The organism is Streptomyces sp. NRRL S-350, assembly GCF_000719705.1.
Classification (GTDB): Bacteria; Actinomycetota; Actinomycetes; order Streptomycetales; family Streptomycetaceae; genus Kitasatospora.
Window position 1 is genome coordinate 28,724 of the sequence record NZ_JOHO01000024.1, and the last position, 26,040, is coordinate 54,763.

22 protein-coding genes and 1 tRNA gene are annotated in these 26,040 nt (G+C 74.0%); 6 read left to right on the top strand and 17 right to left on the bottom strand.

Going from position 1 to position 26,040, the window contains the following annotated elements:
* Positions 1-10: 10 nt before the first annotated feature.
* The 6 genes from cysD to IF30_RS0122125 form a co-directional block, all read right to left on the bottom strand.
* Positions 11-817, bottom strand: coding sequence for a sulfate adenylyltransferase subunit CysD (cysD, locus tag IF30_RS0122100; protein WP_030241105.1), 807 nt, complete (start codon positions 815-817; stop codon positions 11-13).
* Positions 792-1,433: a hypothetical protein gene (locus IF30_RS0122105; RefSeq protein ID WP_030241107.1), complete on the bottom strand. Its 642-nt coding sequence runs from the start codon at positions 1,431-1,433 to the stop codon at positions 792-794. The genes cysD and IF30_RS0122105 overlap by 26 nt, the downstream gene beginning before the upstream one ends.
* Entirely contained in the window at positions 1,430-2,800 is a 1,371-nt protein-coding gene (locus IF30_RS0122110; protein WP_030241109.1) for an alkaline phosphatase family protein, read from the bottom strand. The genes IF30_RS0122105 and IF30_RS0122110 overlap by 4 nt, the downstream gene beginning before the upstream one ends.
* Positions 2,797-5,064 carry a beta-ketoacyl-[acyl-carrier-protein] synthase family protein gene (locus IF30_RS43810; RefSeq protein WP_158835358.1) on the bottom strand — a complete coding sequence of 756 codons (2,268 nt, stop codon included), beginning with the start codon at positions 5,062-5,064 and terminating at the stop codon, positions 2,797-2,799. The genes IF30_RS0122110 and IF30_RS43810 overlap by 4 nt, the downstream gene beginning before the upstream one ends.
* A 27-nt stretch (positions 5,065-5,091) precedes the next feature.
* Positions 5,092-5,358, bottom strand: a complete 267-nt coding sequence (locus IF30_RS0122120; RefSeq protein ID WP_030241113.1) for an acyl carrier protein — start codon at positions 5,356-5,358, stop codon at positions 5,092-5,094.
* 112 nt (positions 5,359-5,470) lie between these two features.
* Positions 5,471-7,012: an alkaline phosphatase family protein gene (locus IF30_RS0122125; protein ID WP_030241114.1), complete on the bottom strand. Its 1,542-nt coding sequence runs from the start codon at positions 7,010-7,012 to the stop codon at positions 5,471-5,473.
* Between the two features lie 105 nt (positions 7,013-7,117).
* Between IF30_RS0122125 and IF30_RS0122130 the strand changes: the two genes are divergently transcribed.
* Genes IF30_RS0122130 through IF30_RS43815 form a run of 3 tightly spaced genes read left to right on the top strand, consistent with a single transcriptional unit; the run spans position 7,118 to position 8,890 of the window.
* A complete protein-coding gene (locus tag IF30_RS0122130; protein ID WP_063752739.1) occupies positions 7,118-7,801 on the top strand; it encodes an HAD family hydrolase in 684 nt (227 codons plus the stop codon).
* Positions 7,794-8,222: a type II 3-dehydroquinate dehydratase gene (locus IF30_RS0122135; protein ID WP_030241118.1), complete on the top strand. Its 429-nt coding sequence runs from the start codon at positions 7,794-7,796 to the stop codon at positions 8,220-8,222. Before IF30_RS0122130 ends, IF30_RS0122135 begins: the two co-directional genes overlap by 8 nt.
* The gene (locus IF30_RS43815) at positions 8,222-8,890 is read left to right on the top strand and encodes a PIG-L family deacetylase (protein ID WP_030241120.1); all 669 of its coding nucleotides are present in this window, start codon (positions 8,222-8,224) and stop codon (positions 8,888-8,890) included. The genes IF30_RS0122135 and IF30_RS43815 overlap by 1 nt, the downstream gene beginning before the upstream one ends.
* On the opposite strand, the gene IF30_RS48040 is transcribed toward IF30_RS43815, so the two are convergent.
* The 7 genes from IF30_RS48040 to IF30_RS0122175 are packed head-to-tail and all read right to left on the bottom strand — an operon-like array spanning position 8,866 to position 16,601.
* A complete protein-coding gene (locus IF30_RS48040; RefSeq protein WP_030241122.1) occupies positions 8,866-9,669 on the bottom strand; it encodes a glycosyltransferase family 2 protein in 804 nt (267 codons plus the stop codon). The two genes, IF30_RS43815 and IF30_RS48040, sit on opposite strands and share 25 nt — an antisense overlap.
* Positions 9,666-10,718 (bottom strand): Gfo/Idh/MocA family protein, encoded by a 1,053-nt coding sequence (locus tag IF30_RS0122150; protein ID WP_051710804.1) that lies wholly within the window; start codon positions 10,716-10,718, stop codon positions 9,666-9,668. Before IF30_RS0122150 ends, IF30_RS48040 begins: the two co-directional genes overlap by 4 nt.
* Positions 10,715-11,914, bottom strand: coding sequence for a DegT/DnrJ/EryC1/StrS family aminotransferase (locus tag IF30_RS0122155; protein WP_051710806.1), 1,200 nt, complete (start codon positions 11,912-11,914; stop codon positions 10,715-10,717). Before IF30_RS0122155 ends, IF30_RS0122150 begins: the two co-directional genes overlap by 4 nt.
* Positions 11,911-12,693, bottom strand: a complete 783-nt coding sequence (locus tag IF30_RS0122160) for an ROK family protein (protein ID WP_234322795.1) — start codon at positions 12,691-12,693, stop codon at positions 11,911-11,913. The genes IF30_RS0122155 and IF30_RS0122160 overlap by 4 nt, the downstream gene beginning before the upstream one ends.
* A complete protein-coding gene (locus IF30_RS48045) occupies positions 12,690-13,418 on the bottom strand; it encodes an SDR family NAD(P)-dependent oxidoreductase (RefSeq protein WP_030241128.1) in 729 nt (242 codons plus the stop codon). The genes IF30_RS0122160 and IF30_RS48045 overlap by 4 nt, the downstream gene beginning before the upstream one ends.
* Positions 13,415-15,493: an ANL family adenylate-forming protein gene (locus IF30_RS0122170; protein WP_030241129.1), complete on the bottom strand. Its 2,079-nt coding sequence runs from the start codon at positions 15,491-15,493 to the stop codon at positions 13,415-13,417. The genes IF30_RS48045 and IF30_RS0122170 overlap by 4 nt, the downstream gene beginning before the upstream one ends.
* A complete protein-coding gene (locus tag IF30_RS0122175; RefSeq protein ID WP_030241130.1) occupies positions 15,486-16,601 on the bottom strand; it encodes a radical SAM protein in 1,116 nt (371 codons plus the stop codon). Before IF30_RS0122175 ends, IF30_RS0122170 begins: the two co-directional genes overlap by 8 nt.
* 170 nt (positions 16,602-16,771) lie before the next feature.
* On the opposite strand from IF30_RS0122175, the gene IF30_RS41800 reads away from it, so the two are divergent.
* Entirely contained in the window at positions 16,772-18,040 is a 1,269-nt protein-coding gene (locus IF30_RS41800) for a helix-turn-helix domain-containing protein (protein ID WP_037900806.1), read from the top strand.
* Positions 18,041-18,152: 112 nt separating this feature from the next.
* Here the strand turns inward: IF30_RS41800 and IF30_RS0122185 are convergent, their stop codons facing one another.
* The gene (locus tag IF30_RS0122185) at positions 18,153-19,103 is read right to left on the bottom strand and encodes a hypothetical protein (protein ID WP_030241131.1); all 951 of its coding nucleotides are present in this window, start codon (positions 19,101-19,103) and stop codon (positions 18,153-18,155) included.
* Complete coding sequence (locus IF30_RS0122190) at positions 19,100-19,618, bottom strand: SigE family RNA polymerase sigma factor (RefSeq protein WP_030241133.1); 519 nt, start codon at positions 19,616-19,618, stop codon at positions 19,100-19,102. The genes IF30_RS0122185 and IF30_RS0122190 overlap by 4 nt, the downstream gene beginning before the upstream one ends.
* Positions 19,619-19,759: 141 nt before the next feature.
* Between IF30_RS0122190 and hrpA the strand changes: the two genes are divergently transcribed.
* Both hrpA and IF30_RS0122200 read left to right on the top strand, forming a co-directional pair.
* Positions 19,760-23,746 carry an ATP-dependent RNA helicase HrpA gene (gene hrpA, locus IF30_RS0122195; RefSeq protein WP_030241135.1) on the top strand — a complete coding sequence of 1,329 codons (3,987 nt, stop codon included), beginning with the start codon at positions 19,760-19,762 and terminating at the stop codon, positions 23,744-23,746.
* Between the two features lie 131 nt (positions 23,747-23,877).
* Positions 23,878-23,951 (top strand) — tRNA-Asp (locus IF30_RS0122200).
* A 357-nt stretch (positions 23,952-24,308) separates the two neighbouring features.
* Here the strand turns inward: IF30_RS0122200 and bldC are convergent.
* Complete coding sequence (gene bldC / locus IF30_RS0122205) at positions 24,309-24,515, bottom strand: developmental transcriptional regulator BldC (protein WP_014137253.1); 207 nt, start codon at positions 24,513-24,515, stop codon at positions 24,309-24,311.
* Between the two features lie 487 nt (positions 24,516-25,002).
* On the bottom strand, positions 25,003-25,953 hold the full coding sequence (locus IF30_RS0122210; protein WP_030241137.1) for a hypothetical protein: 951 nt from the start codon (positions 25,951-25,953) through the stop codon (positions 25,003-25,005).
* Positions 25,954-26,040: the final 87 nt, after the last annotated feature.

Below are 26,040 nucleotides of genomic sequence, written 5' to 3' on the forward strand. Positions count from 1 at the left end.
TGGTGCCGCCTCACATGTATCCGAGAGCGCGGAGCTTCTCCATCGCCGCCGCGTCTTCCTTGTCCTGCGACCGGCCGGCCCGCTCGCCCTCGCGGGAGCGGCGGACCTCGATGACCACGTCGGTCACCGTCCCGGCGTCGCTGCGCACCGGCGAGCAGCAGCACTCGCAGCCGATCGACCGGTACCGCAGGCCGTCGTCGGCGAAGTACAGGTCGGGGACGGGGATGCCCTCCTGCTGCACGTACTCCCAGATGTCGATCTCCCGCCAGGGCAGCATCGGGTGGACGCGCATGTGGCCGCCCTCGTCCACCGCGGCCTGCCGCAGGTCCCAGAACTCGGCCGGCTGGTTGCGGAAGTCCCAGCCGAAGGACTTGTCCCGCGGGCTGAAGACCCGCTCCTTGGCGCGCACCCCGTGCTCGTCGCCGCGGATCCCGAGGAGCACGGCGTCGAACCCGCCGGCCTCGATGGCGTCCTGGAGGGCGTTGGTCTTCAGGGCGGTGCAGCATTCGAGCTTGGTCGCGGCGGTCGGGCCCATGCCGGCCGCGAGCGCCTTCTCGTTGCGGTGCACGCGCAGGTCCAGGCCCCATTCCTTGGACCAGTGGTCGCGGAACTCGTACATCTGCCGGAACTTGTAGGAGGTGTCGATGTGGATGACGGGGAAGGGCACCTCCCCGAAGAACGCCTTGCGGACGAGCCACATGAGCGTGGTCGAGTCCTTGCCCATCGACCACAGCAGCGCTGGGTTCTCGAACCGGCTGCGCACCTCGCGCAGCACCTGCACCGTGTCGTTCTCAAGGTCGCGCAGCGCCGAAGACACTCACGTCACCCCTTTCGGAATGAACCCCCACCACGAGGGGATGGCAACCCCGGAAGCGTCCGGGGAACCGGCCGTTCGGTTTGGTCAGGCCGATGGACAGGAAACAGGGCCCCGCCGACCCGGGCAGCGGTCCCTCGACCGGCGCGGGGAACCGGCGGACCAGCCGCCAGTCGCGCACGATCCAGTCGTACTCGGCGCCGGAGGCGTCGGTGAACTCCACCCGCAGGAACGAACGGCCCCCGGTGGACCGCCGCCCGTAGATCCGGCGCACGGTGGCGAGCACCAGCCCGGCACTGCGCTCACCCGCGAACGCCTCCGCGACGGTCGCGTCGGCGGTCTCGTTCAGCAGCCGCTCGCGGGCGGCGGCGTCGAGGGCCTGGCCGGCGGGCCGGGGCGCTTCGAGGACGGTACGGTCCTCCGGTCGCGCGTCCGCCTCGGTGCTCGGGCCGAGGCCGATCCGCACGGGCCGGAAGAACGCGTAGGGGCCGTCCGGTCCCACCTCCCCCGCGGTGACGGGCTCGGGGCGGATCCAGCGACCGTCGGCGTCCAGGCCCGCGACGCACGCGCCGCCGTCGGCGTCGAGCGTCACGGCCAGGGGGACGAGGGTGTCGGTCATCGGGCGTCCGCGGGGGCGGCCGGGAGCGCGGTCGCGGTCAGGGCCGTACCGGACATCTCCGGGGCCGGGTCCAGGCCGAGCATGGCGAGCAGCGTCGGCGCGACGTCCTGCGGCCGCGCCGGGCCGCCGTGCCCGGCGGTGAACGCCGCGCCGGCCCCGGCCCAGTAGGAGTCGCGCCGGTGCCAGCCGCTCTGCAGCATGCGGTTGGTCCGGCCGGACCAGAACGGGTCGCCCAGCGGCAGGTACCGCCAGTCGGCCGGCTCCAGCACGAGGTCGGGCGCGGCGTCGGTGGCCGGGCCGCCGTGCAGTTCCTCGCGGGCGATCGCGCGGGCGAGGAACCGGGTACCGGTCGCCGGGTTGACGTGCTCCTCCAGGACGGCGGCGACCTCGGCCAGCACGCGGGCGCGGTCGGCGGGGCGGACGGTGCCCTCCCGGTAGCGGCCCGCCAGGTTGAGGTTGACGCCCTGCGCGCCCTGCACCGCCTCGAACGCGGTCGTCCGCGACCAGTCGGGCGTGCCGTCCGGGCCGAGGGTGAGCAGCCCGGCGTCCGCCAGCGCGTCGTTGACGGACCGGTAGGAGCGCAGCGGGCCGAACCCGATCTCGGAGAACGCCAGCAGGCTGGTGGTGTCGTCGAGCCGTTCGAGCAGTTCGCCCAGCACCTGGTCGGCCAACCGGTAGGCGCGCAGCACCGCCTGTTCGGCCTCGGGGACCGGGCTGTGCGCCTCGGTCTCCTGCCAGTACACGTGGGACAGCCGGTCGATCGCGGTGAGGTTGAGGACGGTCAGGTCCGGGCGTTCGCCGATCCGGCCGTCCAGCATGGCCAGGGCCGCGTCGGCGCGCTGCCGGTCGGCGTTCAGGACGGCGCTGACGAACGGGTCCTTCGGGCCGCCGGTGAACCAGACGGTGACGTCGTGCACCGGCCGCACGCCCTCGCGGGCCAGCAGCACCGGCAGGTTCCGGGGATGGCAGGCGTGCACGGTGGCGCGCATCGGGTAGCTGAGGCAGTACCCGTCGACCGGCTCCACCGGATGGGTGCCGAACAGGTTCACCAACGCCACCCGGCGGCCTGCCAGTTCCGGCCGCTGCCAGAGGAACGGGCGGCGGCCCGCGGAGCCGTCGAGCACGCGCGGCCGGTAGTCGGGCGAGTGCACGTCCCAGTAGGAGAAGCATCCGTGCTCGTCGGGCGCGAACCCGGTGAAGGCGCTGAACAGGCCGGGTGCCTCGTAGGGCACGAAGTCCGAGCGCAGCGGGCCGCTCGCGCCGAGCCGGCGCAGCCGGTGCAGGTTCGGCAGGTGCTCGGGGCCCCACCGCTCGATCAGCTCCGGGGACGCCCCCTCGGTGATCAGGACGATCGCCCGTGTCCTCATGCGTCCCCCCCGTCCGGGTGGGCCAGCCGCAGCGCGGCGGCCGCGCCGCCCGGTGCGACGGCGGAGACGATCGCGGCGGCGCCGGGCTCGACGGTGACCCGGGAGACCGCCGCGACGGCGGCCAGCAGCGGGCCGGCGGCCTGCGCGCCGCCGAGTTCCTCGGCCCGGAAGCCGGAGGCGACCAGTTTGACCTCACCCGTGTCGGACAGGTCGCCGTTGCCCACGTGGTACGACAGGTGGGGCTGGCCGGCGCCCGCCGCTCCGACGTCGGTCAGGCAGCGGGCCAGGGCGTCCGCCGCCGCGGCGGACGCGCCCGGCGCCAGGGGCTCCGCCCAGCTCGTGCAGCCGGTGACGACCGCCCGCACCGTCGCACCGCGCTCGCGGGCGCCGGCGGCGCGCTCCAGCACCACGCAGGCCGCGCTGTCCGTAGGCTCGTCGGCGGCCCGCCCGTCGCGGAGGGCGAGCAGCCGCGCCGCGTCACGGGTCGGGGCGTCGCCCGCGTCGCCGGCTCCGGCGATCACGATGTCGCAGGCGCCGGCCGCGAGCAGTGCCCGGCCGACCTCCACGGCCTGCAGTCCGGCGGCCGGCCCGCTGATCAGCGTGATCATCGGGCCGGTGACACCGGCGGCCCGGCACACCAGGGTCGCGGCGAGCTGCGGTCCGTGGTCGAGCGACATCGACGGGGTGATCCGCGTCGGGTCGGCGAACAGGTGGGGGCAGATGGTCTCGGCCATCGCGCTCAGACCGCCGACGGCCGTGCCCATGACGACGGCCACCCGGCGTCCGGCGAGCGGCCCGTCGGTGGGCAGCGGCACCGGCAGGCCCGCGTCGGCGAGCGCCTGCGCCGCCGCGCCGAACCCGAGCTGGGCCGAGCGGCTGAGGTGCTGGTAGCCCGCGGAGGCGGCGATGTGGTCCAGGACGGAGAACTCGTCGGTCCGTTCCGGTGCGGCGTTGGGGCCGTAGGCGCCCTCCAGCGCGTCCGGCCCGTCGCCGAGCCTGCTCACCGCGCCCGTCCCGGTGACGACCACGTCGGGGACGGGGTCGAACGCCTCCCCCTCGGCGGGCGGGGTGGAGTGCTGGGGGCGGAACGCCAGGACGGCGTTGGTGCCGCCGCCGCCCAGCGAGTTGGACACCGCCGCGCGGATCCGGTGCGGGCGGCCCTGCAGCGGGACGTAGTCGAGGGTGAGTGCGGGGTCGATCCGGTCGAGGCTCGCGGTCGGGTGCACCCACTGCTCGGTGAGGCAGTACACCGTCGCGATGGCTTCGATGATCGGGGAGGCCGCGGCCAGGTGCCCGACGATCGACTTGGTGCTGCTGATGGCGACCTGGCCGGCCCGGTCCCCGAACACCAGCCGCGCCGAGGCGGTCTCCAGCCGGTCGATGAGCGGCGTCCCGGTGCCGTGCGCGTTGAAGTAGTCGATGTCCTCCGGCGACAGGCCGGCGTCGGCCAGTGCCAGCCGGACCGCCTCGGCGTTGGACGCGCCGTCCTCCGGCGGGATGATCGCGTGCGGGTTGTCGTCGCAGGTGATGGCCCAGCCGGCGAGCCCGGCCAGCGGCGTGCCGCCGCGCGCCTCGACGTCGCCCGCGCGCTCCAGCACCAGCGCCCCGGCGCCGTCGCCGAGGACGCTGCCGTCCCGGTCGACGTGGAAGGGGCGCAGGTCGTGGCCCACGAAGCCCGCGCGCTCGGCGCCCCAGTAGGAGCTGGCCTTGAGGTGGTCGGCGCCGACGACCACGGCCCGGTCCACGGTGCCCTGGCGCAGGGCCAGCAGTGCCATCGCGGTCGCGGTGGTGCCGGAGGCGCACGCGTTGGTCACCGCGTACCGGGGGCCCGTGATGCCGAGCCGGTGGGCCAGCACGTCGGCGAGCACGCCGATGGGGAACCGCACCATGGCCTCGGCGAGTTCGTCGTCCACCTGCGGTTCGGCGCCGGCCGCCAGCTCCCGGCGGACCGCGAGGAAGTCGTCCCAGCGGTCCTCCAGCGCGCGGTTCTCTCCCCCGGTCGTGCCGACGAAGAGGCCGGTGACGCCCGGTACGGGGCCGCCCGCCTGGTCGATGGCCTCGCGGGCCGCGTCCACGGCCATGTCGGACAGCCGCCACGGGCCCGTCCGGTTCGGGTCCTCGATCTGGGCCGAGCGGTTCTTGCCGCGCGCGACCGCGATCCCCCGCAGGTCGTGCAGGCCCGACTCGCCCTTGCGCAGCGCGTCGAACAGCGCGGTGCAGCCGTCACCGAACACGGTGACCGCGCCCATCCCAGTGATGACCACCGGAAAGCTCACGATCGTCGCCCCCCGTCAGCCGCGGGCGGCGGCGGCCTCGGCCGCGCGCTCGTCCACGTAGGCGGCGAGTGCGTCGAGCGAGTCGACCAGCTCGACGCTGAGGTCCTCGTCCTGGATCTGGATGCCGAACTCGTTCTCCACCCAGATGAGGAACTCCAGCCCCATCACCGAGTCGATGCCGACCGCGTCACGCAGGTTCGTGTCGGGGATCGCCTCGGGGGCGATGTCCAGCCGCAGCGATTCGACCATCAGGCGGCGCAGACGATCCTTGGTGTCGTTCATCAGGTCTCCGTACGTTGTGAGGCGGCCCGGGCGGGCCGGATGTCTTGCCGGTTGCGGCTCCGGGGCAGTGGTCGTCCGTCCTTCCGGGCCGGACACCGCCCTTGACGGTCCGTCACAGGTAGCCCATGGCGCCGAGCGCCTTGGCGGTCAGGTCCTCCTCGCTCAGCCGCGCCGTCTCGGCGGCGGCTCCGGGCGCCGCCGCGGCGGCGGTCTCCGGGGCGGCGAGGAAGGCGCGTCCGCCGTCCGCGCCGTTCCACTGGAGGGGGCGGCCGTGGACGGCCGCGGGGAACTTCAGGCCCAACTCCTCGAACAGGGTGGGCATCAGGTCGGCGAGTGCGGCGGCGGTGGTGCGGCGGCCGGGTGCCAGGCTCCTGCCGCGCAGCGCCCACATGCCCTGGTAGCGGTGCATGCCGGTCTGCTCGCTGGGGCGCCACACCGGGCCGGTGATCGCCGGGCTCGCCAGCACGCCCTCGTCGGCGGGGATGAGCAGCAGGTCGGGGGCCGCGTGCGTCATCGGGCCCGGGTAGGCGTCCTCGCGCGGCAGCGCGGCGGAGAACACCGGCTTTCCGGTGTCGGGTGCGCGCAGCCCCAGCAGCAGTTCGGTGACCTCCGCCAGCACCGGGCCCGGGTCGGTCACGACGCCGTCGCGCTGGCGGCCGGCGCGGTTGACGTTGACGGCGTAGCAGCCGGGTGTGGGCATGTAGGCGCGGGTGCGGGTGAAGTCCACCTCGCGGCCGTCGGCGCGGAACCAGTCGGCGAGGCGGTCGCCCTGGGCGGGGGGTGTGGTGGCGGGCCTGGTCGCCAGCAGCCCGGCCTCGGCGAGGACGGCGTTGACGGCGAGGTTGTAGCGGCCCGGTCCGAAGCCGTGGTCCGACACCAGGAGCACCGGCGTCTCGTCGCCCACCGTGTCGAGGATCTCGCCGAACACCTCGTCGATGGCCACGTAGGTGGCGCGGATCGCGTCGGCCCACTCCTGGCGGTCGGGCGTCGCGTGGCGGTCGTGGCAGGCGTCGGCGAAGTGCCAGTAGTGGTGGCAGATGCGGTCGATCTCGGTGATGACCGCCATGAGGACGTCGACGGGGCGTTCCCGCAGCAGGTACCGGATGGTCCGGCCGCGCGCCCGCACGTGCTCGACGGCGAAGTCCGCGTAGGAGAGGTCGCCCCGGAACATCGCGGCGATGTCGGCCTTGAAGCCCGCCCCGGCCCGCGCCAGTTCGCCGAGCAGGGCCGGCGGTTCGCTGTAGCGGAGGGTCTGGGTCAGCGGCCAGGTGAGCTGGTAGCCGGGGAGTTCGCGCGGCGGGTGGGACATCGGCACGTTGGCGAGCCCGATGGTCCACCCCTGCCGGGCGAACCACTCCCACGCGGTGTCGCAGCCGTAGTCGCCGGTGCCGACCAGGCGGTCCCCGTAGTTCGGGTCCTGGGTGTCGAAGAACTGGTAGATGCCGTGGCCGCCGGGGCGGCGCGCGGTGACGAAGGTGCTCCAGCCGGGCGCGGTGTGCGCGGGCCAGGTGGTGGTGGTCGGGCCGCACGCGCTGTCGGCGAGCAGTTTCCCGAGCACCGGCAGCGCGCCCTCGGCGACCAGCGGCTCGATCAGGTCGAGGCTGCCGCCGTCTATCCCGAGCACGACCGCCTTGGGCGGCGCGGTGTTAGGCATGTTCGCTCCCCCTACTCACGGCCTGGGAGCCACCGTAGGCAGGTCATCAACTAAAGTCAAACAGCTTCATTGACTTTGGTCACCGACCTCACAATCATCGAGGTCATGAGCCTTCCATCCGCGGTCGTATTCGACCTTGACGGCGTCCTGCTGGACACCACCGAGAACATGCGCCGCGCCTTCGCCGCCACCTGGCAGGCCGCCGGCCGCACCGGCGAGCCGCCGTTCCCCACGTTCCTGTCCCACATGGGCGCCCCGCTGCACCGGATCCTCGGCGAACTCGGCCTGCCCACCGAGCTCACGACGGTCTACGAGGCGGAGAGCACCCGCCACATCGGCCTGATCGCCCCGCACGAAGGCGTCCACACCGTGCTGGACGCGCTCGCCGCGGCCGGGGTGCCGACCGCCGTCGCGACCGGCAAGAGGCACGAACGCGCCGTGCAGGCGCTCACCGCCGCGGGGATGGCCCACCGGCTGGACGCCGTGATCGGCAGCGACCAGGTGGCGCGGCCCAAGCCCGACCCGGAGATCGTGCTGACCGCACTGGCCGCCCTGCCCGGCGCCGTCGACCCGGCCCGGGCCTTCTTCGTCGGCGACAGCGTGCTCGACGTGCGCGCCGGCCGCGCCGCGGGCACCCCCGTGGTCGCGGCGGGCTGGGGGCAGACCTCCCCGCAGACCCTGCACGCCGAAGGCCCCGACCACTACGCCGGGACGGCCGTCGACCTGCTCGCCGTGTTCGGCCTGCCCGCCGCCGGCCACGCCGTCCCGAAGGGGGCCCGCAATGCCTGAACTGCTCCTGCTCAACGGCCCGAACCTGGCCCAGCTCGGTCGGCGCCGCCCCGAGATATACGGCACCACGACGCTCGCCCAGATCGAGGAGATGGTCCGCAAGGCCGTCCCCGGCTACACCGTGCGGGCGGTGCAGGACGAGTGCGAGGGCGCCCTGGTGCGCGCGGTGCACGCGGGCGCCGACTGCGCGGGCGCCATCGTCAACCCGGGCGCGTTGATGATGGCCGGGTGGAGCCTGCGGGACGCGCTGGAGACGTTCCCCGCCCCCTGGATCGAGGTCCACCTGTCGAACGTGTGGGCCCGCGAGGAGTTCCGGCACCACTCGGTGCTGTCACCGATCGCCTCGGGCGTCGTCGCCGGCCTCGGCGCCGACGGCTACCGGGTCGCGGCGCTCGCCCTGCTGGCCAGGATCGAGGGCTGATGCGCCGCGTCGTGGTGAGCCCGCACCCCGACGACGCCGTGTGGTCCTGCGGCGGCATGTTCGACGCGTGGACGGCCGGCGGCGACGCACTCACCGTGGTCACCGTCTTCGACGGCGGCCCCGCCGCCGCCGTCCGCCGCGCCGAGGACGCCGCCGCGCTGGCCGCCTGGCCGGTGCGGTCCGTCGGCCTCGGCTTCCCCGACGCGGCCCACCGCGGGAACCGCTACCCGGGGCCGCTGTCACGCCGGCGCGGCGTGCACCCCGACGACGCGGGGACGGTCGCGGCCGTCGCCGCCGCGCTGGCCCCGTTCCTGCCCGACGCCGACGTCCTGCTGCTCCCCCTGGCCGAACGCACCCACGTCGACCACGTCATCGCGCGCACGGCCGCCGAACGGGCGGCGGCGGCCGGCACGGCGGCCGACGTCGTGTACTACGCCGAGTTCCCCTACGCGCCCCCGCCGGCGGCCGGCGGGGGCGACCTGGAGGTCACCGCGCACCGGGCCGACTTCTCGGCCTGGCTGCGCGGCTCACTCGTCTACCGCTCCCAGGTGACGGAGCTGTTCGGCGGACCGCTGCGGTTCGGCCGGGCCCTGGCCCGGCACGCCCGCACCCCGGCGGTGTGGCGGGAGCACCGCCGCACCGCTCAGGGCGCCACCGCCTCGAAGTAGGCGGCCTGACTCACCGTCAGCAGCAGGGGCAGGGCGCGGACGTCGGCGGTGTCGTGCAGCGCGGCGAACCGCGCGTGGGTGACCTCGTGCTGTTCCCAGCGGTCCGGGCGGGCATGGGTGAGGTGGACGCCGGGAGCACCGGGGTCCACCGTGGGCCGGTGCCCGGCCGCCAGCAGGCGCACGCCGAGTTCCAGGTCCTCGCAGCCCCAGCGGGTGCCGAAGCCCTCGTCGAAGCCGCCCACCTGGTCGAACGCCGCCCGGGACAGCGACAGGTTGGCGCCCACACAGGCCAGCCAGCCCAGCCGGGCCGGCGCCGCGCCCGCGGCCACGGCCAGCACGGCGGCCTCCAGGTTGTTGCGGACCAGCCGCTCCGCGCCGCCCACCACGGCCGCCGCGGCGACCGGGTCCGGGCCGACGGCCGCCAGCCAGCGGCGGGCGCCGGGGAACTCCATCAGCGGACCGTGGACGAAGCCGGGCCCGGTGCCGTGGGCGGCGTGCGCGGCCAGGAAGCCGGGGCCGGTGAGGATGTCGTCGTCCACGAACAGCAGGCGCGTGCCGGAGGCGGCGCGCGCACCGGCGTTGCGGGCGGCGGCCCGGCCCCTGCGCGGCCCCTCGACGACGCGGACCGCCGGGTCCGCGGGAGCGGTCACGGGGGCGTCGCCCTCGTCGACGACCACGATCTCCACCGGTGGCGCCGCGGCGGCCAGCAGGCAGGCCAGCGTGGCGCGCAGGGACTCCGGTTTGTCCTTCGTCGGGACGACGACGCTCAGCCCGGTCACACGGCCGTCCTCTCGGACACCGGCAGCGGACGGCCCGCCGCCCGGTAGGCGGCCTCCAACAGGTCCATCACGGCCGCGGACTCGGCCAGCTCCGCCTCCCAGTCCAGCGCTCCGGAAGCGAAGGCGGCGATCGCCTCCACCTGTGCGTCGTACTCCCGGCCGACGTGGTCCGGGAGGGTGATCCGGCGGTAGGAGTCGGGGCCCCACGAGGTCAGCGCCGGCTCTGCCACCCGGTTGGGGCTGAACCCGAACGTCCCGGTGAGCACCCGGCGCTCGCCGCCGCCCTCGACGACGAACCGCGTGGTGTCGGTAGTGACCTCGCTCGCCCAGGCCGCCCGCAGCACCAGCCGCGAGCCGTCCGCGAACTCCGCGCGCACCGTGCCGTCCACCTCGACGTCCACCGGACCGGCGCCGGCTCCGTCGCCGCGCCAGGCGGCGCTCCCGGGAGCGCTCCCGGGAGTGTGCCCGCCGTCCGGGGCGCGCAGTTCGGCCGCCACCGCGACCTGCCGGGGCCGGCCCAGCAGCCCGAGCGCCACGTCCGCCACGTGCCAGCCGAGGTCGAGCAGCGCGCCGCCGCCCGCCGTGGCACGGCCGGTGAACCACGAGCCGGGGCGCGGCACCCCGCCCGCCCGCAGCCAGCTCGCCCGGACGGTGAGCGGCCCCGGCGGCAGGGCGCCGGAGAGCCGCCGCACGTCCTCGCGGCGCACGGCGGCCCGGCTGACCAGGACTCCGACGCCGCGGGCGCGCTCGGCCAGCGCGTCGAACTCGACGCGGCTCAGGCAGAGCGGCTTCTCCACGACGACGCGGATCCCGCGTTCCAGGACGGCGGCGGCCAGCGCGAAGTGGGTGTGGTTGGGCGTGCCGATCACGACGACGTCGGGCCGGGCGTCCAGCAGGCCTTCCCAGGACGTCGCCGCCGGGGCGCCGACGGCCTCCGGATCGCACACGGCCGCCAGTTCCAGGCGCGGATGGGCCTGGACGCGCGGCAGCCAGACCGTCCGGTTGACCCAGCCGTACCCGAGCAGGCCCACCCGCAGCGGAGCGGTCACCGCGCCACCACGGCGCCGGTGACCCGCTCGGCCAGCGTGGTGACCACCTCGGCCACGCGCTCCACGACGCGCGGTTCGGCCAGCAGCACCCGGTGGTGGATCCACAGGCCGTGCGCGCCCAGGTCCTCCGACACCGGGCACCGCTCGGCCAGCTCCGCCACGCTCGTCGCGGGCACCGGGCCCGCCCGGAAGGACGCGGGGCGGTAGACCGGCGGGAAGTTGACGCACGCCGGGACGCCCGCCGCCTTCAGCTCCTCCACCAGCCGGTCGCGTGCCGCACGGCCCGCCGCGGGGTCGAGGGCCACCAGGTACATGTAGTGCGGGTTGACGTCCATCCGCAGGTCGCGGGCCTGGACGCGCAGGCCGGGCGCGTCCTTCAGCAGCCCGTCGAGCAGGGTGGCGCGCTCCTCCCGGATCCGGGTGTGCTCGGCCAGGCGCGCGAGCTGCGCGCGCAGGAGCGCCGCGGTGAACTCGCTGACGCGGGAGTTGGATCCGCCGGTGACGTGCTGGTAGGTGGTGTCCCCGCGGGGCCGGCCGCAGGTGTGCATCAGGTACGCCTGCTCGTAGGTCTTCTCGTCGGGCAGGGTCAGCGCGCCGCCCTCCCCCGCGGTCATCAGCTTGCCGTTCTGGAAGCTGTAGCAGGCGACCGACGGGAACTCGCCGACCTTCGTCCCCTGCCACACGCCGCCCTGGGCGTGGGCGGCGTCCTGGATGACCACCAGGTCGCGTTCGGCGGCCAGGGCCGCGAGTGCGGGCATGTCGGCGAGGTGGCCGGCGATGTGGACGGGGATGACCGCGCGGGTCGCCGGGGTCAGCACGGCCCGGACGGCTTCGGGCGTCAGGCAGTAGGTCTCCGGATCCACGTCCGCCGGGACGGGGGTCGCACCGACGTTCTGCACCGCCAGCGACGTGCTGATGAAGGTGAAGGCGGGCACCACCACCTCGTCGCCGGGCCCGATGCCGTGCAGCCGCAGCGCCAGTTCGAGCGCCACGGTGCCGTTGGTGACCGCGAGCGCGTAAGGCGCGCCGTTGTAGGCGGCGAACTCGCGTTCGAAGTCGTCGTTCTCGGTGCCTGCCGCGCGCCACCACTGGCCGTGCGCCAGGACGCGCTCCAACGCCTCCCGCTCGGTGTGGTCGTGCTGGGGCCAGGCCGGCAGGTCGGCCGGGTCAATCGGACGGACGGGGTCGAGGGTCACGTCGGTGTCCTTTCGTCACAGGATGGGGCGCGCAGGCGGGCGGCCAGCAGCGCCCCCCGCAGGGAGGAGCCGGCCCCGTGCCGGGCGGGCTCGGGGCGGGGCAGGTCGGTGCCGGGCCGCGCGACCCGCGGCAGCAGTTCGGCGACGTCCCGCAGCAGGGCCGGGCCGCTCGTGCCGCCGCCCACGACCAGCCGCCGGAACGCGCAGATCTCGGCCAGGTTGGCGACGGCGAGGGCGAGCGCCCAGGCGGCGTCGGCGGTCCGCAGGTGTGCCTGGAGGCAGCCTCGGCGGCCGCAGGAGCAGGGCTCGCCGTCCGGACGGACGATCAGGTGGCCGGGCTCGCAGCGGACCAGCCCGCCGCCGGGCTGCGCCCAGGCGCCGCCGACGCCGGTGCCCAGGCCGAGGTAGAACAGGCCGTCCGGCCGTGCTTCCGGACGGGCCGCCAGCTCGGCGAGCGCGGCCAGGTAGGCGTCGTCGTCGACCAGCGGCGGCACTCCGAAGTCCAGCCGCGCGGTCAGTGCGACCCCGGTCCACCAGGGCCGGTTGGGCCAGCGCCGGACGACTCCGGCGGCGTCGAGCGATCCGGGGAAGGCCACCGCGACGGCGTCGGGGACGCGGCCGCCCAGCACGGACCGGGCCAGCTCCACGACCTGTCCGGGCTCGTCGTCGACGCGCGCCCGGTCCCAGCGCAGTTCGCGGGCCTCGGTTCCGGGGGCGTCCGGGTCGTCGGTCGCCAGCGCCCGTGCCCCGGAGCCGCCGATGTCGATGGCGAGCGTCACCACCGCGCGCCGCCGTCCACCAGCAGCGTCTGCCCGGTGATGTAGCCGGACTGCGGCCCGGCCAGGAACGCCACGGCGCCGGCGATCTCCTCCGGGGCGGCGAGGCGGCGCAGGGCGATGCGGTCGGCGACGGCCCGGTTCTCCTCCTCCGTGTAGACCGCGGCGCCCGAGCCCGAGCCGGGCCCGGGCAGGACCGCGCCGGGCGCGACGACGTTGACGGTGACGCCGAAGCGGCCGAAGTCCCAGGCCGCCGACGCCGCCCACGCCGACAGCGCGGCCTTGGTGGCCGCGTACTCGGCCTGTCCGGGCAGGCCGACGCTGCCGGCGCGGGATCCGACCAGGACGATCCGCCCGCCGCGCCGGCGCAGCATCCCCTTGCCGACGGACCCGGCCAGCCTGGTCACCGAGTGGACGTTGACGTCCCACAGGCCGTCGTCGTCGCCCGGGGTCAGGACGCTGCGCCGCAGCGTCCTGCCGTGCGCGCACACCAGGACGCCCGGCGAGACCCCGCGTTCCCTGATCCGGTCCATCGCTGCGGCGGGGTCGGTCAGGTCGGCCCGGACGGGTTCGAGCGCGCCGATCTCCTCGGCCAGTTCGGCCGCCCGGTCCAGGCCGCGGTGGCACACCGGCAGGACGGTCAGGCCGGTGGCGGCGAGGGCCCGGCAGATCGCCGCACCGAGCAGGCCGCTCGCGCCGGTCACCAGGGCCACGTCGGAGTCGGTCACGACCGCTCCTTGACGGCGAGCAGCATCGTGCAGGCGGGGCGGCCGAGGTGCAGGGTCCGCTCGACGGTGAACCCGACGGCGGCCAGTCCGGTGACGGCCGCCGCCTCGGTCGGCCAGGCGGTGCCGCCGTGGGTGAGCCAGTCCAGCCGGGTCTCCGGCGGGACGCCCTCGGGCGTGTCCAGGAAGACGTCGTCCACCAGCAGGCGCCCGCCGAGGGGCACCCGCTCGGCGACGGCCCGCAGGTCCGCCGCCGGGCCGTGGATCGAGTTGGCGAGCACGACCAGGTCGAAGACGCCGTCGGGCAGCGGCCCGCGCCCGGCGTGGGTGCCCCCGCCGGCGATCCGGTGGTAGACACCGGGGCCGCCGGAGACCTCCAGGAGGCGCTGGCCGGGGGCGAAGCGCGCCAGCGCCAGGCCGCTGCGGGCGCGCTGGTGCGCGGCCGTCCCGTGCATGGCCGCCTGGTAGACCTCGCGCAGCCGCTCGGACGGCCCTTCCCGGTCGAACGGGCGCTTCGCGACCCCGGAGCGGACGACCTCGGCCAGGGCCTCGCGCGTCACCCAGGTCCGCGACAGCTCGCCCTCCAGCGCGACCAGCGCCGTCTCCACGTCGCCGTTCCCGTCGCGGGCGGCGGGGAGGGGGTCCTCGGGGCGCAGCAGCCCGGCTTCCTCGGCCGTGCGCAGCAGTTCGGCGCAGGCGGCCTCGTCCAGCCCCAGCCGCGCCGCCAGTTCCGGCGCGGTCGTCGCCCCTCGGCCGAGGGCCTCGACGATCCCGAGGTCCACCAGGGCGAAGAGGAGTTCACTGCGCTTGTAGGCGGTGGCGGCGGCGATCAGCACGTCCCGGTCCGCCAGGGCGAGCGCGCGCGGCGGAAGGGGTTTGCCGACGCGGCCGCGCGGCACCTCGCCGACGCACCGGACCCGGTCGGGCACCTTCTGGGAGCCGAGCAGCGCCTTCGCGTGCTCCCCGAGGCCGGAGACGTCCGCGCCGGGGCCCCGCACGTGCACGACCTCGGCCTGGAGCGCGACCGACGTACCGTGCCGGACGGGGTAGACGCGGGCGTCGGCGATGTCGGGGTGGCGGCAGAGCGCCGCCTCGATCTCCTCCGGCGCGATCCACCGGTCTCCGCGCCGGATGGCCCGGGTGCGGCGGCCCAGCAGCCGCAGCCCGGTGGCGGGGTCGTAGGACGCCAGGTCCCCCATGGGGTGCCAGGCTTCGCCGGCCACCCGCACCAGCAGTTCGCCCTGCGCGCCGGGCCGCAGGTCGGCGCCGTCCGGGGCGACCACGCGGAACTCGACGCCGTCCAGCGGGTACCCGACGCAGCCGGGCGGGCTTCCCGGCGCGCCGCTGAACAGCGCCCCGGTTTCGGTGGAGCCGTAGTTGCGCGCCAGTCCGATCCCGAACGCGGCGGCGAACCGTTCCTCCAGGGCCGCGTCGACCGGTCCGGCGCCGACCATGGCCATGCGCAGCGCGTTGTCCGGCACTTCCCGGCCCCGGCGCTGGGCGAGCAGGCGCGCGACGGTCGGGACGAGCGCGAGCACGGTCGCCCCGGCGGCGATGTGCTCGGCGCAGCGGCCCAGCGAGGTCGGCGGGACGGCGACGATCCGGCACTGGGCCTCGAACGCCGCGTGCGCCCAGCCGAGCGCGTAGGCGTGCCACAGGTGCAGCGGCACCAGCAGCGTGTCGTCCGCGCCCAGGCGCGCGTACCGCGCGTGCCGGCGCCCCTCGGCGCGCAGGGAGTCCTGGGAGCGCGGGACGAGTTTGGGGGCGCCGGTGGTGCCCGAGCTGGGCAGCAGGACGGTGCCGGGCGGGTGGTTCGAGGACCTGGGGGCGCCGGTGAGGGTGACGCGGTCGCCGTCCACGACCGCGAGGCGCCCGCCGCCGGCCGCGTCCAGCAGGCGTCGGTGCTCGGCGGGCGGCGCGTCGGGGTCGAGCAGCAGGACGACGGCGCCGGCGTCGACCAGCTCGCGGTACGCCGCGAGCCACGGGCCGCCGCTCGCTCCGGCCAGGGCGACGGTCGTGGCGGGTTCGATGCCGTCGAGCCCGTCGAGCCCGACCGGGGGCAGGTCGAGGTCAGCCACCGCAGCTCACCCCGTCTCGGCCCTCCCGGTAGAGGCGCTTGCGCTCGGCGATCAGCTCCCGGATGACGGGCGGAGCGTAGGTGGGGGCCTGGCACAGCTCGTCGAGGGTGATCTCGTCCTCGAAGTACATCGAGAGCGTGTCCCAGGGCGTGAAGCAGCCCTTGCACGCCTTCAGGCGGGGTCGTTCGGCCAGCAGCGCGGTGTACATGCCGGTCTCGCCGACGGTCTTCAGCGTCTCGGCGTGGTCGTCCTCCAGCAGGTTGCCCATGTTGGAGAACCAGATGTTCGGGCACGGGGTCACCATGCCGTCGCTGAAGGTCGAGATGACCAGGCGCGGCAGGTGGCAGCGGAAGGTCCGCTCGCCCTCGCGCACGAAGGACAGCAGCCGGTCGAAGTAGGGGCGGGGTGGCAGCACCGCTCTCAACTCGTCGTAGTGCTCGACCAGTTCCTCGATGTGGACGACCTGGTCGGGCCGCATCGCGAACCGCTCGGAGTCGGGGCCGCGCACCGGGAACGGGAAGAAGGTCGGCGGGTACTCCCGGTCGGCGAGCCAGCGGGCGAACGCCAGGACCTCGGGGGCGCTGCGGTCGTTCAGCACGCCGTAGATCTCCACCGGCAGGCCGCTGTCGAGGATCGCCTCGATGCGGCGCAGCACCTTGCCGTGCAGCGACTCGCTCTGCACGCGGTGGGAGTTGCCGGAGTAGAGGTGGCTGTCCAGGGACACCTGGAGGACGACGTTGCCCCAGCCGCGCAGTTCGTCGAGGTGCTCCTGGCGGACGAGCACCCCGTTGGTCTGGACGATCAGCACCTCGTGCCGGGCGGCCTGCTCGCGCAGGTAGTCCATGACCCCGCCGACCAGGAAGACCTCACCGCCGGTGACCTTGAGCATCGGCGCGCGGAAGGTGTCGTCGATGCGTTTGGCGATGAGCGGCAGCCGGCGCCCGAGGAGGGTGTCCTCGGCGTAGCGGTCCTTGGTCGGCGGCCCGAAGATCAGTTGGGCGTTGTGCGACTGCTTGAGATTGCTCTGGCCGGTGAGGCAGTACGTGCAACTCAGGTTGCACGAGTCCTCGTTGATGACCAGATCGTTTCCCAGGAGTGTTTCGATCACGGCGCACCCTTCCCCGCAGCGGATGCCAAGACGATAACTTTAGTCGATAACTATCGTCAACATGAGCCCGATGGCTGCTCCAAGGGCTGCCTGGGATGCTCGTTGGGTATACGTCACCTTGCTCTGCGTACTGGGCAGGGTGGAATTTCCCGGCTACGATAGTCACAGCTATGAAAACTGACCGGAGCCAGCAACCTGAGTTCGGCCGTCGTGTACGGCAGCGGCGCGAGGAGCTGGGTTTCTCCCAACGCGAACTCGCCGGCGACATCGTGACCGCGAGCTACATCTCGCTCCTGGAGTCCGGCCAACGTTCGCCCACGCTCGACCTCGTCCTCCACCTGGCCGAGGTCCTCCGCATGCCGCTGGCCGAACTGACCGGCCAGCGCGAGTCCCCGGCGGGCGAGCCCGCCGAGGCCGCCGAGCCCCGCGGCCTCGACCTCGTCGTCGCCCGCTCCGCCGCACGCAGCGCCGCCGAGCTGGGCGACCACGCCCGCGCGGCCGAGCTGCTCGCGACCGCGTACGCAGCCGCGGTCGAGCGCGGTGAGACGGCCCTCCAACTCGATCTCGGCCTGGCACTCCAGGAGGAGCTCCGGTCGGCCGGCCGGCAGCCCGACCGACTGGAGCTGCTGGAACGCCTCGCCGACCAGGAGTGGGCCAGGACCGACCCGCACCTGCGCATCATCCTGCTCACCGAGCTGGCGACCGCTCAGCGCGACACCGGGCGGCTGACGGACGCGCGCAAGTCGGCCTACGCGGCCCTGGGCGAGATCGGCCAGGCCCGGCTCACCGGGACGTTCGAGCACGTCCAGCTGCTCGGGATCCTCATCTCGATCCTGTGCGAGCTCAACGACCTCGGTCAGGTCGAGCTGCTGCTGAAGGACATGCTCTCGCTCGCCGAGGGCCACGGGGCGCCGGTGCGCGGCCGGGCCCACTGGGTCTCCAGCATCGCCTACTCCCAGCTCGGCATGGCCACCGCCGCACGCCACCACCTGGATCTGGCCCGCGCCGAACTCACCGCGCCGGACACGCCGATGCGCGACTGGCTGCGGTTCATGCGCTCGGCCGGCAGCGTCCTGCTGGACGACGGGGATCCCGGCGCCGCACTGCCCTGGCTGGAGGCAGCCGAGCAGGTCGGCCCCATGGTCGACGCCCCCGACGAGACCACCCGGATCCTCGCGCTGCGCGCCCGCTACGAACTGGCCATGGGCACCGCTGCCGAGGTCGTCGGGCTCTACCCCCGGCTCACCGAGGGCGCCGCGCCGCTGACCGGCCCCGACCTGGTCCGCGCCAACCTCGTCCAGGCCGAGGCGCTGGCCGCGTTGGGCCGCACCGAGGAGGCCCAGGCGCTGCTGCGGCAGACCGCGGCCCTGTGCGACGAGCTCACCGCCTACGAGTTGGCCGTGCGCGTCTGGAAGCGCATCGACACGATGCGCTCCTGACTCCCCGGCCCGCGGCAGCCCGACGCGAGCCGGTGCCCGCGCCCGGCAGGGCCGGCGACCCGCCCGGTGCGCCACCGCGCGGAGCCGGGAGAGCCGTTGCGGGCGGGCGGGCTCAGTGGGTGCGGAGCCAGCGGGTGTCGGTGCCCAGCACCGAGCCGTCCGCCGCGTAGGAGGTGACGGCCCTGGCGTCGGTCCCCGGCTTGGCCAGGACGGCGTACCAGCGCCACGGGGAGTCCCCGACCGGCACCGGCACCGCTTCGGTGGAGCCGCCGGTCCGCCATTCGACGACGATCTTCGCGACCTCGGGCCGGACCCCTTCGATCACGACCGGCGGCAGGCCCGACGACGCTCCGTGTTCGAGGCCGAGCGACGCGCCGCCGACGGCCGCCGGGTACTCGCCCGGAGCGGAGACCGGCTGCACGGAATCCTCCGCCTGCCGCTTGCCGTCCACGGTGTAGTAGAGGTTCGCCGCGTCGAGGAGCCGGTCGAAGTTCCGGTCGACGTCCGCCTGGGTGACGGGCCGGACGTCCGGGTTGGCGGCGTGCCGCTCCGCCTGGATCAGCCGGGCCTGCTCGAGGGCGGACTCCTTGGTCTGGGCGGCCGGCCACAGCGCGGTCCAGGCCTGCCAGGTGTGGCCGTTCGCGGTGCCTTCACCGACCTTGACGCGGACGGGGTCCAGCGGATCCCGGGCGGGTGCGCTCGTGGCGGCCGCCACGGAGGCCGGACCGGAGGCCGCCGCGGCGGCCGAAGCCGAGGCCGAGGAGACCGCGGAGGCCGAGGCGGACGCCGCCGTGCCGGCCGAGGCGGCCACCGCCGCGGTGGAGACCGCCTGCCGGCCGCGCTCCCCGAGCGCCGCCCCGGCCCCGAGGACCGCCGCGACCAGGACCGCCGCCGCCCCGGCGGTCAGCAGTCGCCGCCGCCGCAGGCGCCGCCGGCCTCCGGCGACCAGCCGGTCGTACGGGACCGGGCCGGTCTCGACGCTCCCGGCCAGCTCGCCGAGGGCCCACACGGCCGCCCTCTCGTCGTCGAGCGCCGCGTCCGCGGGCGGGAACTCCTTGCTCATCTCGTGCCTCCGATGCTCGTCAGTGCGATGAGTGAGGAGGCTCCCCGGAGCTTGGCCAGGCCGCGGGCGGCCTGGCTCTTCACCGTTCCGACCGAGCAGCCCATCGCCGCCGCGGTCTGGGTCTCGGAGAGGTCCTCCCAGTAGCGCAGCACCACGGCCTGGCGCTGGCGCGGCGGCAGGCCGCCGAGCGCGTCGAGCAGCACGGCGCGGTCGTCCGGGTCGGCCCAGGCCGGCACGGGCCGGTCCGGGACGGCGTGCACCAGGTGCTCAGGGGGTCTGCGCCGGAACCGCCGGGCGTGCTCGTTGACCAGGATCCGGCGCACGTACGCGTACGGGTCGTCGGCCGCGCGGACCCGCACCCACGCCACGTAGGCCCGCTCCAGGGCCTGCTGGACCAGGTCCTCGGCGCCGTGCCGGTCCCCCGCGAGCAGGTACGCGGTGCGGAACAGCCGCGACCACGCGCCGCCGGCGAACGCCCGGAACTCCTCGTCCCGTGCGGTCTTCTGGGCTCCCATTGAGCACCTCCTCACCCCCCAGAGCCCACTCGGGGCACGGACCGTTGCCCGTCGTTCGCGATTGGCCACCGGCGGCTGTGACACTGGAGGGGCTCGAAAACCGAGGTGCGCTCCGCCGTGCCTCCTTGCGAACCTAGAGGGATGCCCGCAGTGAGTTCTCCCGCAGTCCAGTCCGCCCCCGCGCCCGCCGAGGGTCCCGGAATAGGTGAGCTGGCCGCCCGCCTGCCCGAACTGACCCTGCGCGACCAGGTGCGGATCGGCCGCCGGCTGGAGGGCGCCCGCCGGGTGCGCAAGCCCGACGCCCGGCAGAAGATCGCCGCCGAGATCGCCGCGGACATCGACCGCGCCGAGCTGCTGGTCGCGCAGCGCCGGAACGCCGTCCCGACGATCACCTATCCCGCCGAGCTGCCGGTCAGCCAGAAGAAGGACGAGATCCTGGCGGCCATCCGGGACCACCAGGTGGTGATCGTCGCGGGTGAGACCGGATCCGGCAAGACCACCCAGATCCCGAAGATCTGCCTGGAGCTGGGCCGCGGGGTGCGCGGCCTGGTCGGCCACACCCAGCCGCGCCGGATCGCCGCCCGCACGGTGGCGGAGCGCGTCGCGGAGGAGTTGGACAGCCCGCTGGGCGAGGCCGTCGGCTGGAAGGTCCGGTTCACCGACCAGGTCGGCCCGGACACCCTGGTCAAGCTGATGACGGACGGCATCCTGCTCGCCGAGATCCAGACCGACCGCGAACTGCACCAGTACGACACCCTGATCATCGACGAGGCGCACGAGCGCAGCCTCAACATCGACTTCATCCTCGGCTACGTCAAGCAGCTGCTGCCCCGCCGCCCCGACCTCAAGGTCGTGATCACCTCCGCGACCATCGACCCGGAGCGCTTCGCCCGGCACTTCGGCGACGCCCCGATCGTCGAGGTCTCGGGCCGGACGTACCCGGTGGAGGTCCGCTACCGGCCGATCGTCGACGACTCGGAGGACGCCGAGGACCAGGACGAGGTCGACCGCGACCGCGACCAGGTCCAGGCGATCTGCGACGCCGCCCAGGAGCTGCAGGCCGAGGGCCCGGGCGACATCCTGGTCTTCCTCTCCGGCGAGCGCGAGATCCGCGACACCGCCGACGCCCTCAACCGGCTGAAGCTGAGGAACACCGAGGTCCTGCCGCTGTACGCCCGGCTGAGCTCGGCCGAGCAGCACCGGGTCTTCCAGCGTTCCGGCAGCCGCCGGATCGTCCTGGCCACCAACGTGGCCGAGACCTCGCTCACCGTCCCCGGCATCAAGTACGTGATCGACCCGGGCACCGCCCGGATCTCCCGCTACAGCCACCGCACCAAGGTGCAGCGGCTGCCGATCGAGGCGGTCAGCCAGGCCAGCGCCAACCAGCGCAAGGGCCGCTGCGGGCGCACCTCGGACGGCATCTGCATCCGGCTGTACTCGGAGGAGGACTTCCTCTCCCGCCCCGAGTTCACCGACGCCGAGATCCTGCGCACCAACCTGGCGTCGGTGATCCTGCAGATGACCGCGGCCGGCCTCGGCGACATCGCCGCCTTCCCGTTCCTGGACCCGCCGGACTCGCGCAACATCAAGGACGGCATCCACCTGCTGCACGAGCTGGGCGCGCTGGACCCGGACGAGAAGGACCCGCGCAAACGCCTCACCCCGCTGGGCCGCAAGCTCGCCCAGCTCCCGCTGGACCCGCGGATGGCCCGCATGGTGCTGGAGGCGGACCGCAACGGCTGCGTCCGCGACGTCATGGTGATCGCCGCCGCGCTCTCCATCCAGGATCCGCGCGAGCGCCCGGCCGAGAAGCGCCAGGCCGCCGACGACCGGCACCGCCGGTTCACCTCGGAGACCTCGGACTTCCTCTCCTACCTGTCGATGTGGCGCTACGTCCGCGAGCAGCAGCGCGAGCTGTCCTCCTCGGCGTTCCGCCGGATGTGCAAGGCGGAGTTCCTCAACTACCTGCGGATACGGGAGTGGCAGGACATCTACACCCAGCTGCGCACCGTGGCGAAGCAGTTGGGCGTGACGCTGGAGGAGCCGCACCCCGACGCGGAACCGGACGCCGACCGGATCCACCAGTCGCTGCTGGCCGGCCTGCTCTCCCACATCGGCCTGTTCGACGTGGAGAAGCGGGAGTACGGCGGCGCTCGCGGCGCCCGCTTCGCGGTCTTCCCGGGCTCCGGCCTGTTCAAGAAGCCGCCGCGCTGGGTGATGTCGGCCGAACTGGTGGAGACCTCCCGGCTCTGGGCCCGGATCAACGCCAGGATCGAACCGGAGTGGGTCGAGCCGCTGGCGGGCCACCTGACCAAGCGCAGCTACAGCGAGCCGCACTGGGAGAAGAAGGCCGGCGCGGTGCTGGCGTACGAGAAGGTGACCCTCTACGGGATGCCGATCGTGGCCCAGCGCAAGGTCAACTTCGGCAAGGTCGACCCGGAGCTGTGCCGCGAGCTGTTCATCCGCAACGCGCTGGTCGAGGGCGACTGGGAGACCCACCACCGGTTCTTCGCGGAGAACCGCAAGCTGCTCGGCGAGGTCGAGGAGCTGGAGAACCGGGCCCGCCGCCGGGACATCCTGGTGGACGACCAGACCCTCTTCGAGTTCTACGACGCCCGGCTGCCCGACGACATCGTCTCCACCCGGCACTTCGACGCCTGGTGGAAGAAGGCCCGGCACGAGCAGCCGGACCTGCTCAACTTCGAGAAGTCGATGCTGATCAACGACGCCGCCGACGGCGTCACGGAGGCCGACTACCCGGACCACTGGCAGCAGGGCAAGCTGCGCTTCAAGCTGACCTACCAGTTCGAGCCGGGCAGCGACGCGGACGGCGTCACCGTGCACATCCCGCTGCCGGTGCTCAACCAGGTCACCGCGGAGGGCTTCGACTGGCAGATCCCCGGTCTGCGGGCGGAGCTGGTCACCGCGTACATCAAGTCGCTGCCGAAGGCGATCCGGCGCAACTTCGTGCCGGCACCGGACTTCGCCAGGGCGGCGCTGCGCGAGGTGAAGGACCGCCAGGAACCGCTGCTGCCGTCCCTGGAGCGCGCCCTGAAGCGCCTGACGGCCGTCACGGTGCCGCCGGAGGCCTGGGACGAGGAGCGGGTGCCGGACCACCTCAGGGTGACCTTCCGGGTGGTGGACGGGCGCCGCAAGCTCGCCGAGTCCAAGGACCTGGAGGAGCTGCGGCTGAAGCTCAAGCCGAAGCTCAAGGAGACGCTGTCCTCGGCCGCCTCCGGCCAGGGCATCGAGCAGAGCGGGCTGACCGCCTGGCCGGCCTCCCTGCCCGTCCTGCAGCGCACCTTCGAGCAGCGTTCGCGCGGCCACTCGCTGCGCGCCTACCCGGCCCTGGTGGACGAGGGCGCCACGGTCGGGGTCAAGCTGTTCGACACCCCGCAGGCGCAGGCGCAGGCGATGTGGGAGGGCACCCGGCGGCTGCTGATGCTGACCACCACCTCCCCGGCCAAGTCGATCCAGGGCCGGCTGGGCAACCAGGCGAAGCTGGCGCTCTCGCACAGCCCGCACGGCTCGATCGCCGCCCTGTTCGAGGACGTGGTGGCCGCCGCGACGGACCGGCTGATGGCCCTGGCCGGCGGTCCGGCCTGGGACGAGGCGGCCTTCGGCAAGCTGCACGACAAGGTGCGCGCGGACCTGTACGACCTGTCCGCGGACACCACGCTGAAGACGGCCACCGCGCTGATCGCCTTCCACAAGGCCTCGACCCGGCTGAAGTCGGTGAGCAGCCCGGTGCTGCTGAACGCGGTGAACGACATCCGGCTGCACCTGGCCTCGCTGGTGCACCCGGGCTTCGTCACGGCCACCGGCTGGCAGCGGCTGCCGGACCTCAAGCGCTACCTGCTGGCGGTGGACCGCCGCCTGGAGGCGCTGCCCAACCACCCGCAGCGGGACGCCCAGCAGCTGCTGAAGGTCCAGCAGGTGCAGCAGGCGTACGGGGAGCTGTTGGCGGCGGTGCCGGCGGGGCGGCAGCCGTCGGAGGAGGTGCGGGCGATCCGCTGGATGATCGAGGAGCTGCGGGTCAGCTTCTTCGCCCAGTCGCTGGGCACGCCGACGCCGGTCTCGGAGAAGCGGATCATGAAGGCGATGGAGGCGGCCCGGGCCGCCCTGTGACCCGGGCCCCGCTCTGAGCTGGGCGGGTCCTCAGGGGCCCTCAGGTGCCAGTTCGACCTGGGGGCCCACCATGGGCTACGATCTGTCTTGTTCGCAGCGCGGCAAGCGAGTGAACGAGATCAGAAAACTCTGGTCCCGTGGAGCAGTTGGTTAGCTCGCCACCCTGTCAAGGTGGAGGTCGCGGGTTCAAGTCCCGTCGGGATCGCCGCAGCGCGAGAGGCCCGGAACCGTCAGGTTCCGGGCCTCTCGCTTTTGGCCGTTCGGCCCCCTACCCCCGCGCAGGTCCGGACCACAAGTGACGGACCGCGTGACGGTCGTCACTTCCCTTTCCCCGATGCCGGCCCCGGCACCGCCCTGCCCGAACCCTGTTAATTTAATATGTAAAATTGTACGTCTATTCACTGTAAATCCCCCCCGCCCCGTGCGCATCGAATCGTTATCCGGAGTTCGCCATTCCAACCGGCCGACCGGTACCGGAAGGCTCCGGCGGGCACGACAAAGGGGCCGCTTACCGGACCCGGCGGAGTCCGGTAAGCGGCCCCTTTAAAGAGCCTTTGGCCTATCAGGCCTCAGTGCGCTGAGCGGGAATCCCGGCCAGCAGGGCGCGCACCTCCGCCTCACGGTAACGGCGGTGACCGCCGAGCGTGCGAATCGACGTCAGCTTGCCCGCCTTGGCCCAGCGGGTGACCGTCTTCGGGTCCACGCGGAACATGGTGGCGACCTCTGCCGGCGTCAGCAGCGGTTCAGCATCAGGGGTACGAGCGGTCATGAGCGGCCTCCTCGGGAGAACCGAACCAGGGCGGTTCTATCCTTCAAATTCTGCACCTTGGCCCGCGATGCCCGAAATGGCATAGACGGGCCGAGTCGGTTATAGGACGAACGGCTTGTCCTGGTGTCTACAACTACACCATCCGTCCAGCCCTATCGACCAAACCGCCAAAATTGACCCCTCACGGGTTCAAGGCCGACGGATGGCGATGGACCACCCCATAACGGACAGTCACACGTCGATGACATCCGGTTACGAAGGGACCAGACCCTCCGTATCCCCGCAAAGCACGCATCGACTCCAGAACCACCCAAAAGTGGGCACGCTCACGTGAAGTTGGGCTGGTTGTCCCATTTTTGCACATAGGGGTAAGTTCGCGTCAACGGTGAGTAGTGTCACGTTCGACAGCTATTGACCCGAACCAGGACCTTGGTCATCGACGGTGCGGTCCCCAGGACCCTTACAGTCATACACGGGTGGTCGGACGTCAGTTCGCGTGCCGCAGCGCCAGCACCCGGCGCCACCGCACCGTCAGCTCCCCGTACACCCGCAGGGCCCCGGCGGCGTCCCCCGCCCCCAGCGCGCGCAGCCCCTCCTCCAGCTCCCCCGCCGAACGGTCCGCCAACAGCCGCTCCGGCCCCAGCAGATGCACCAGGCCCCCGTAGTCCAGTTCCACCAGCGAACGCGGATGGAACTCCTCCAGCCACCGCCCGACCTGCTCCGCGCCCCGCGCCAACTCCCCGTCCGGCAGGGCCTCGCGCAGCGCCCGGTAGGCCCGCGCCACCCGCCGCCGCGCCTGGGCCATCGGCACCAGGTAGAACAGCGCCGCCGGCCGACCGCCCCGCTCCCCCGCCGCCCCCGCGCCCCCTCCCTCCGGCGCCTCGCCGCCCGGCGGTGCCGGCGGTCCGCCGGCGGGCACGAAGCAGCGGTCCTCGTCCCCGAACGGCAGGAACCAGCGCACCGGCACCTCCCACCGGCTGGTGAGGATCCACGGCCGGGCGTCCGGGTGCTCGGCCCGCCAGCGCTCCCGCTCCGCCTCGGCGGCCGACCTGGCCGCCGGCGGCAGCGCGGTGTCCAGCAGCGCCACCGGCGCCCCGGCCCGCAGCTCGTCCAGCGCCTGCCAGCTGCGCAGCCTGGTCGCCCACGGGCAGACGTACAGCACGCCGTCCACCACCCGCAGGTACGCCCGCCCGCTCTCCCGCTCGGGCAGCGCCCGGGGCGTCCTGGAGGCCAGCCCCGCGAGCGCCTCCCGCTGCTCCTCCAGCACCGCCGCCGCGACCGGCTGCCCCGCCTGCCCGGCGTCCGGCCCGTGCTCGGCCGCATAGGCCTGCCAGCGCGCCCGATCGGGCTCCGGATAGGCCGCCAGCGGCTCGTAGACCCGCAGGTGGGCGGCGTAGGGCGGCTGTACGGAAGTGCGTACGACGGTCACGTCCTGCATGGTCGCACGCGCCGCCCGGGCGGGGGAGGGCGAGCCGGCGAACCGTTCGCACCCGCACCGCGCACCGACTCCCGTCTCACCCTTCGG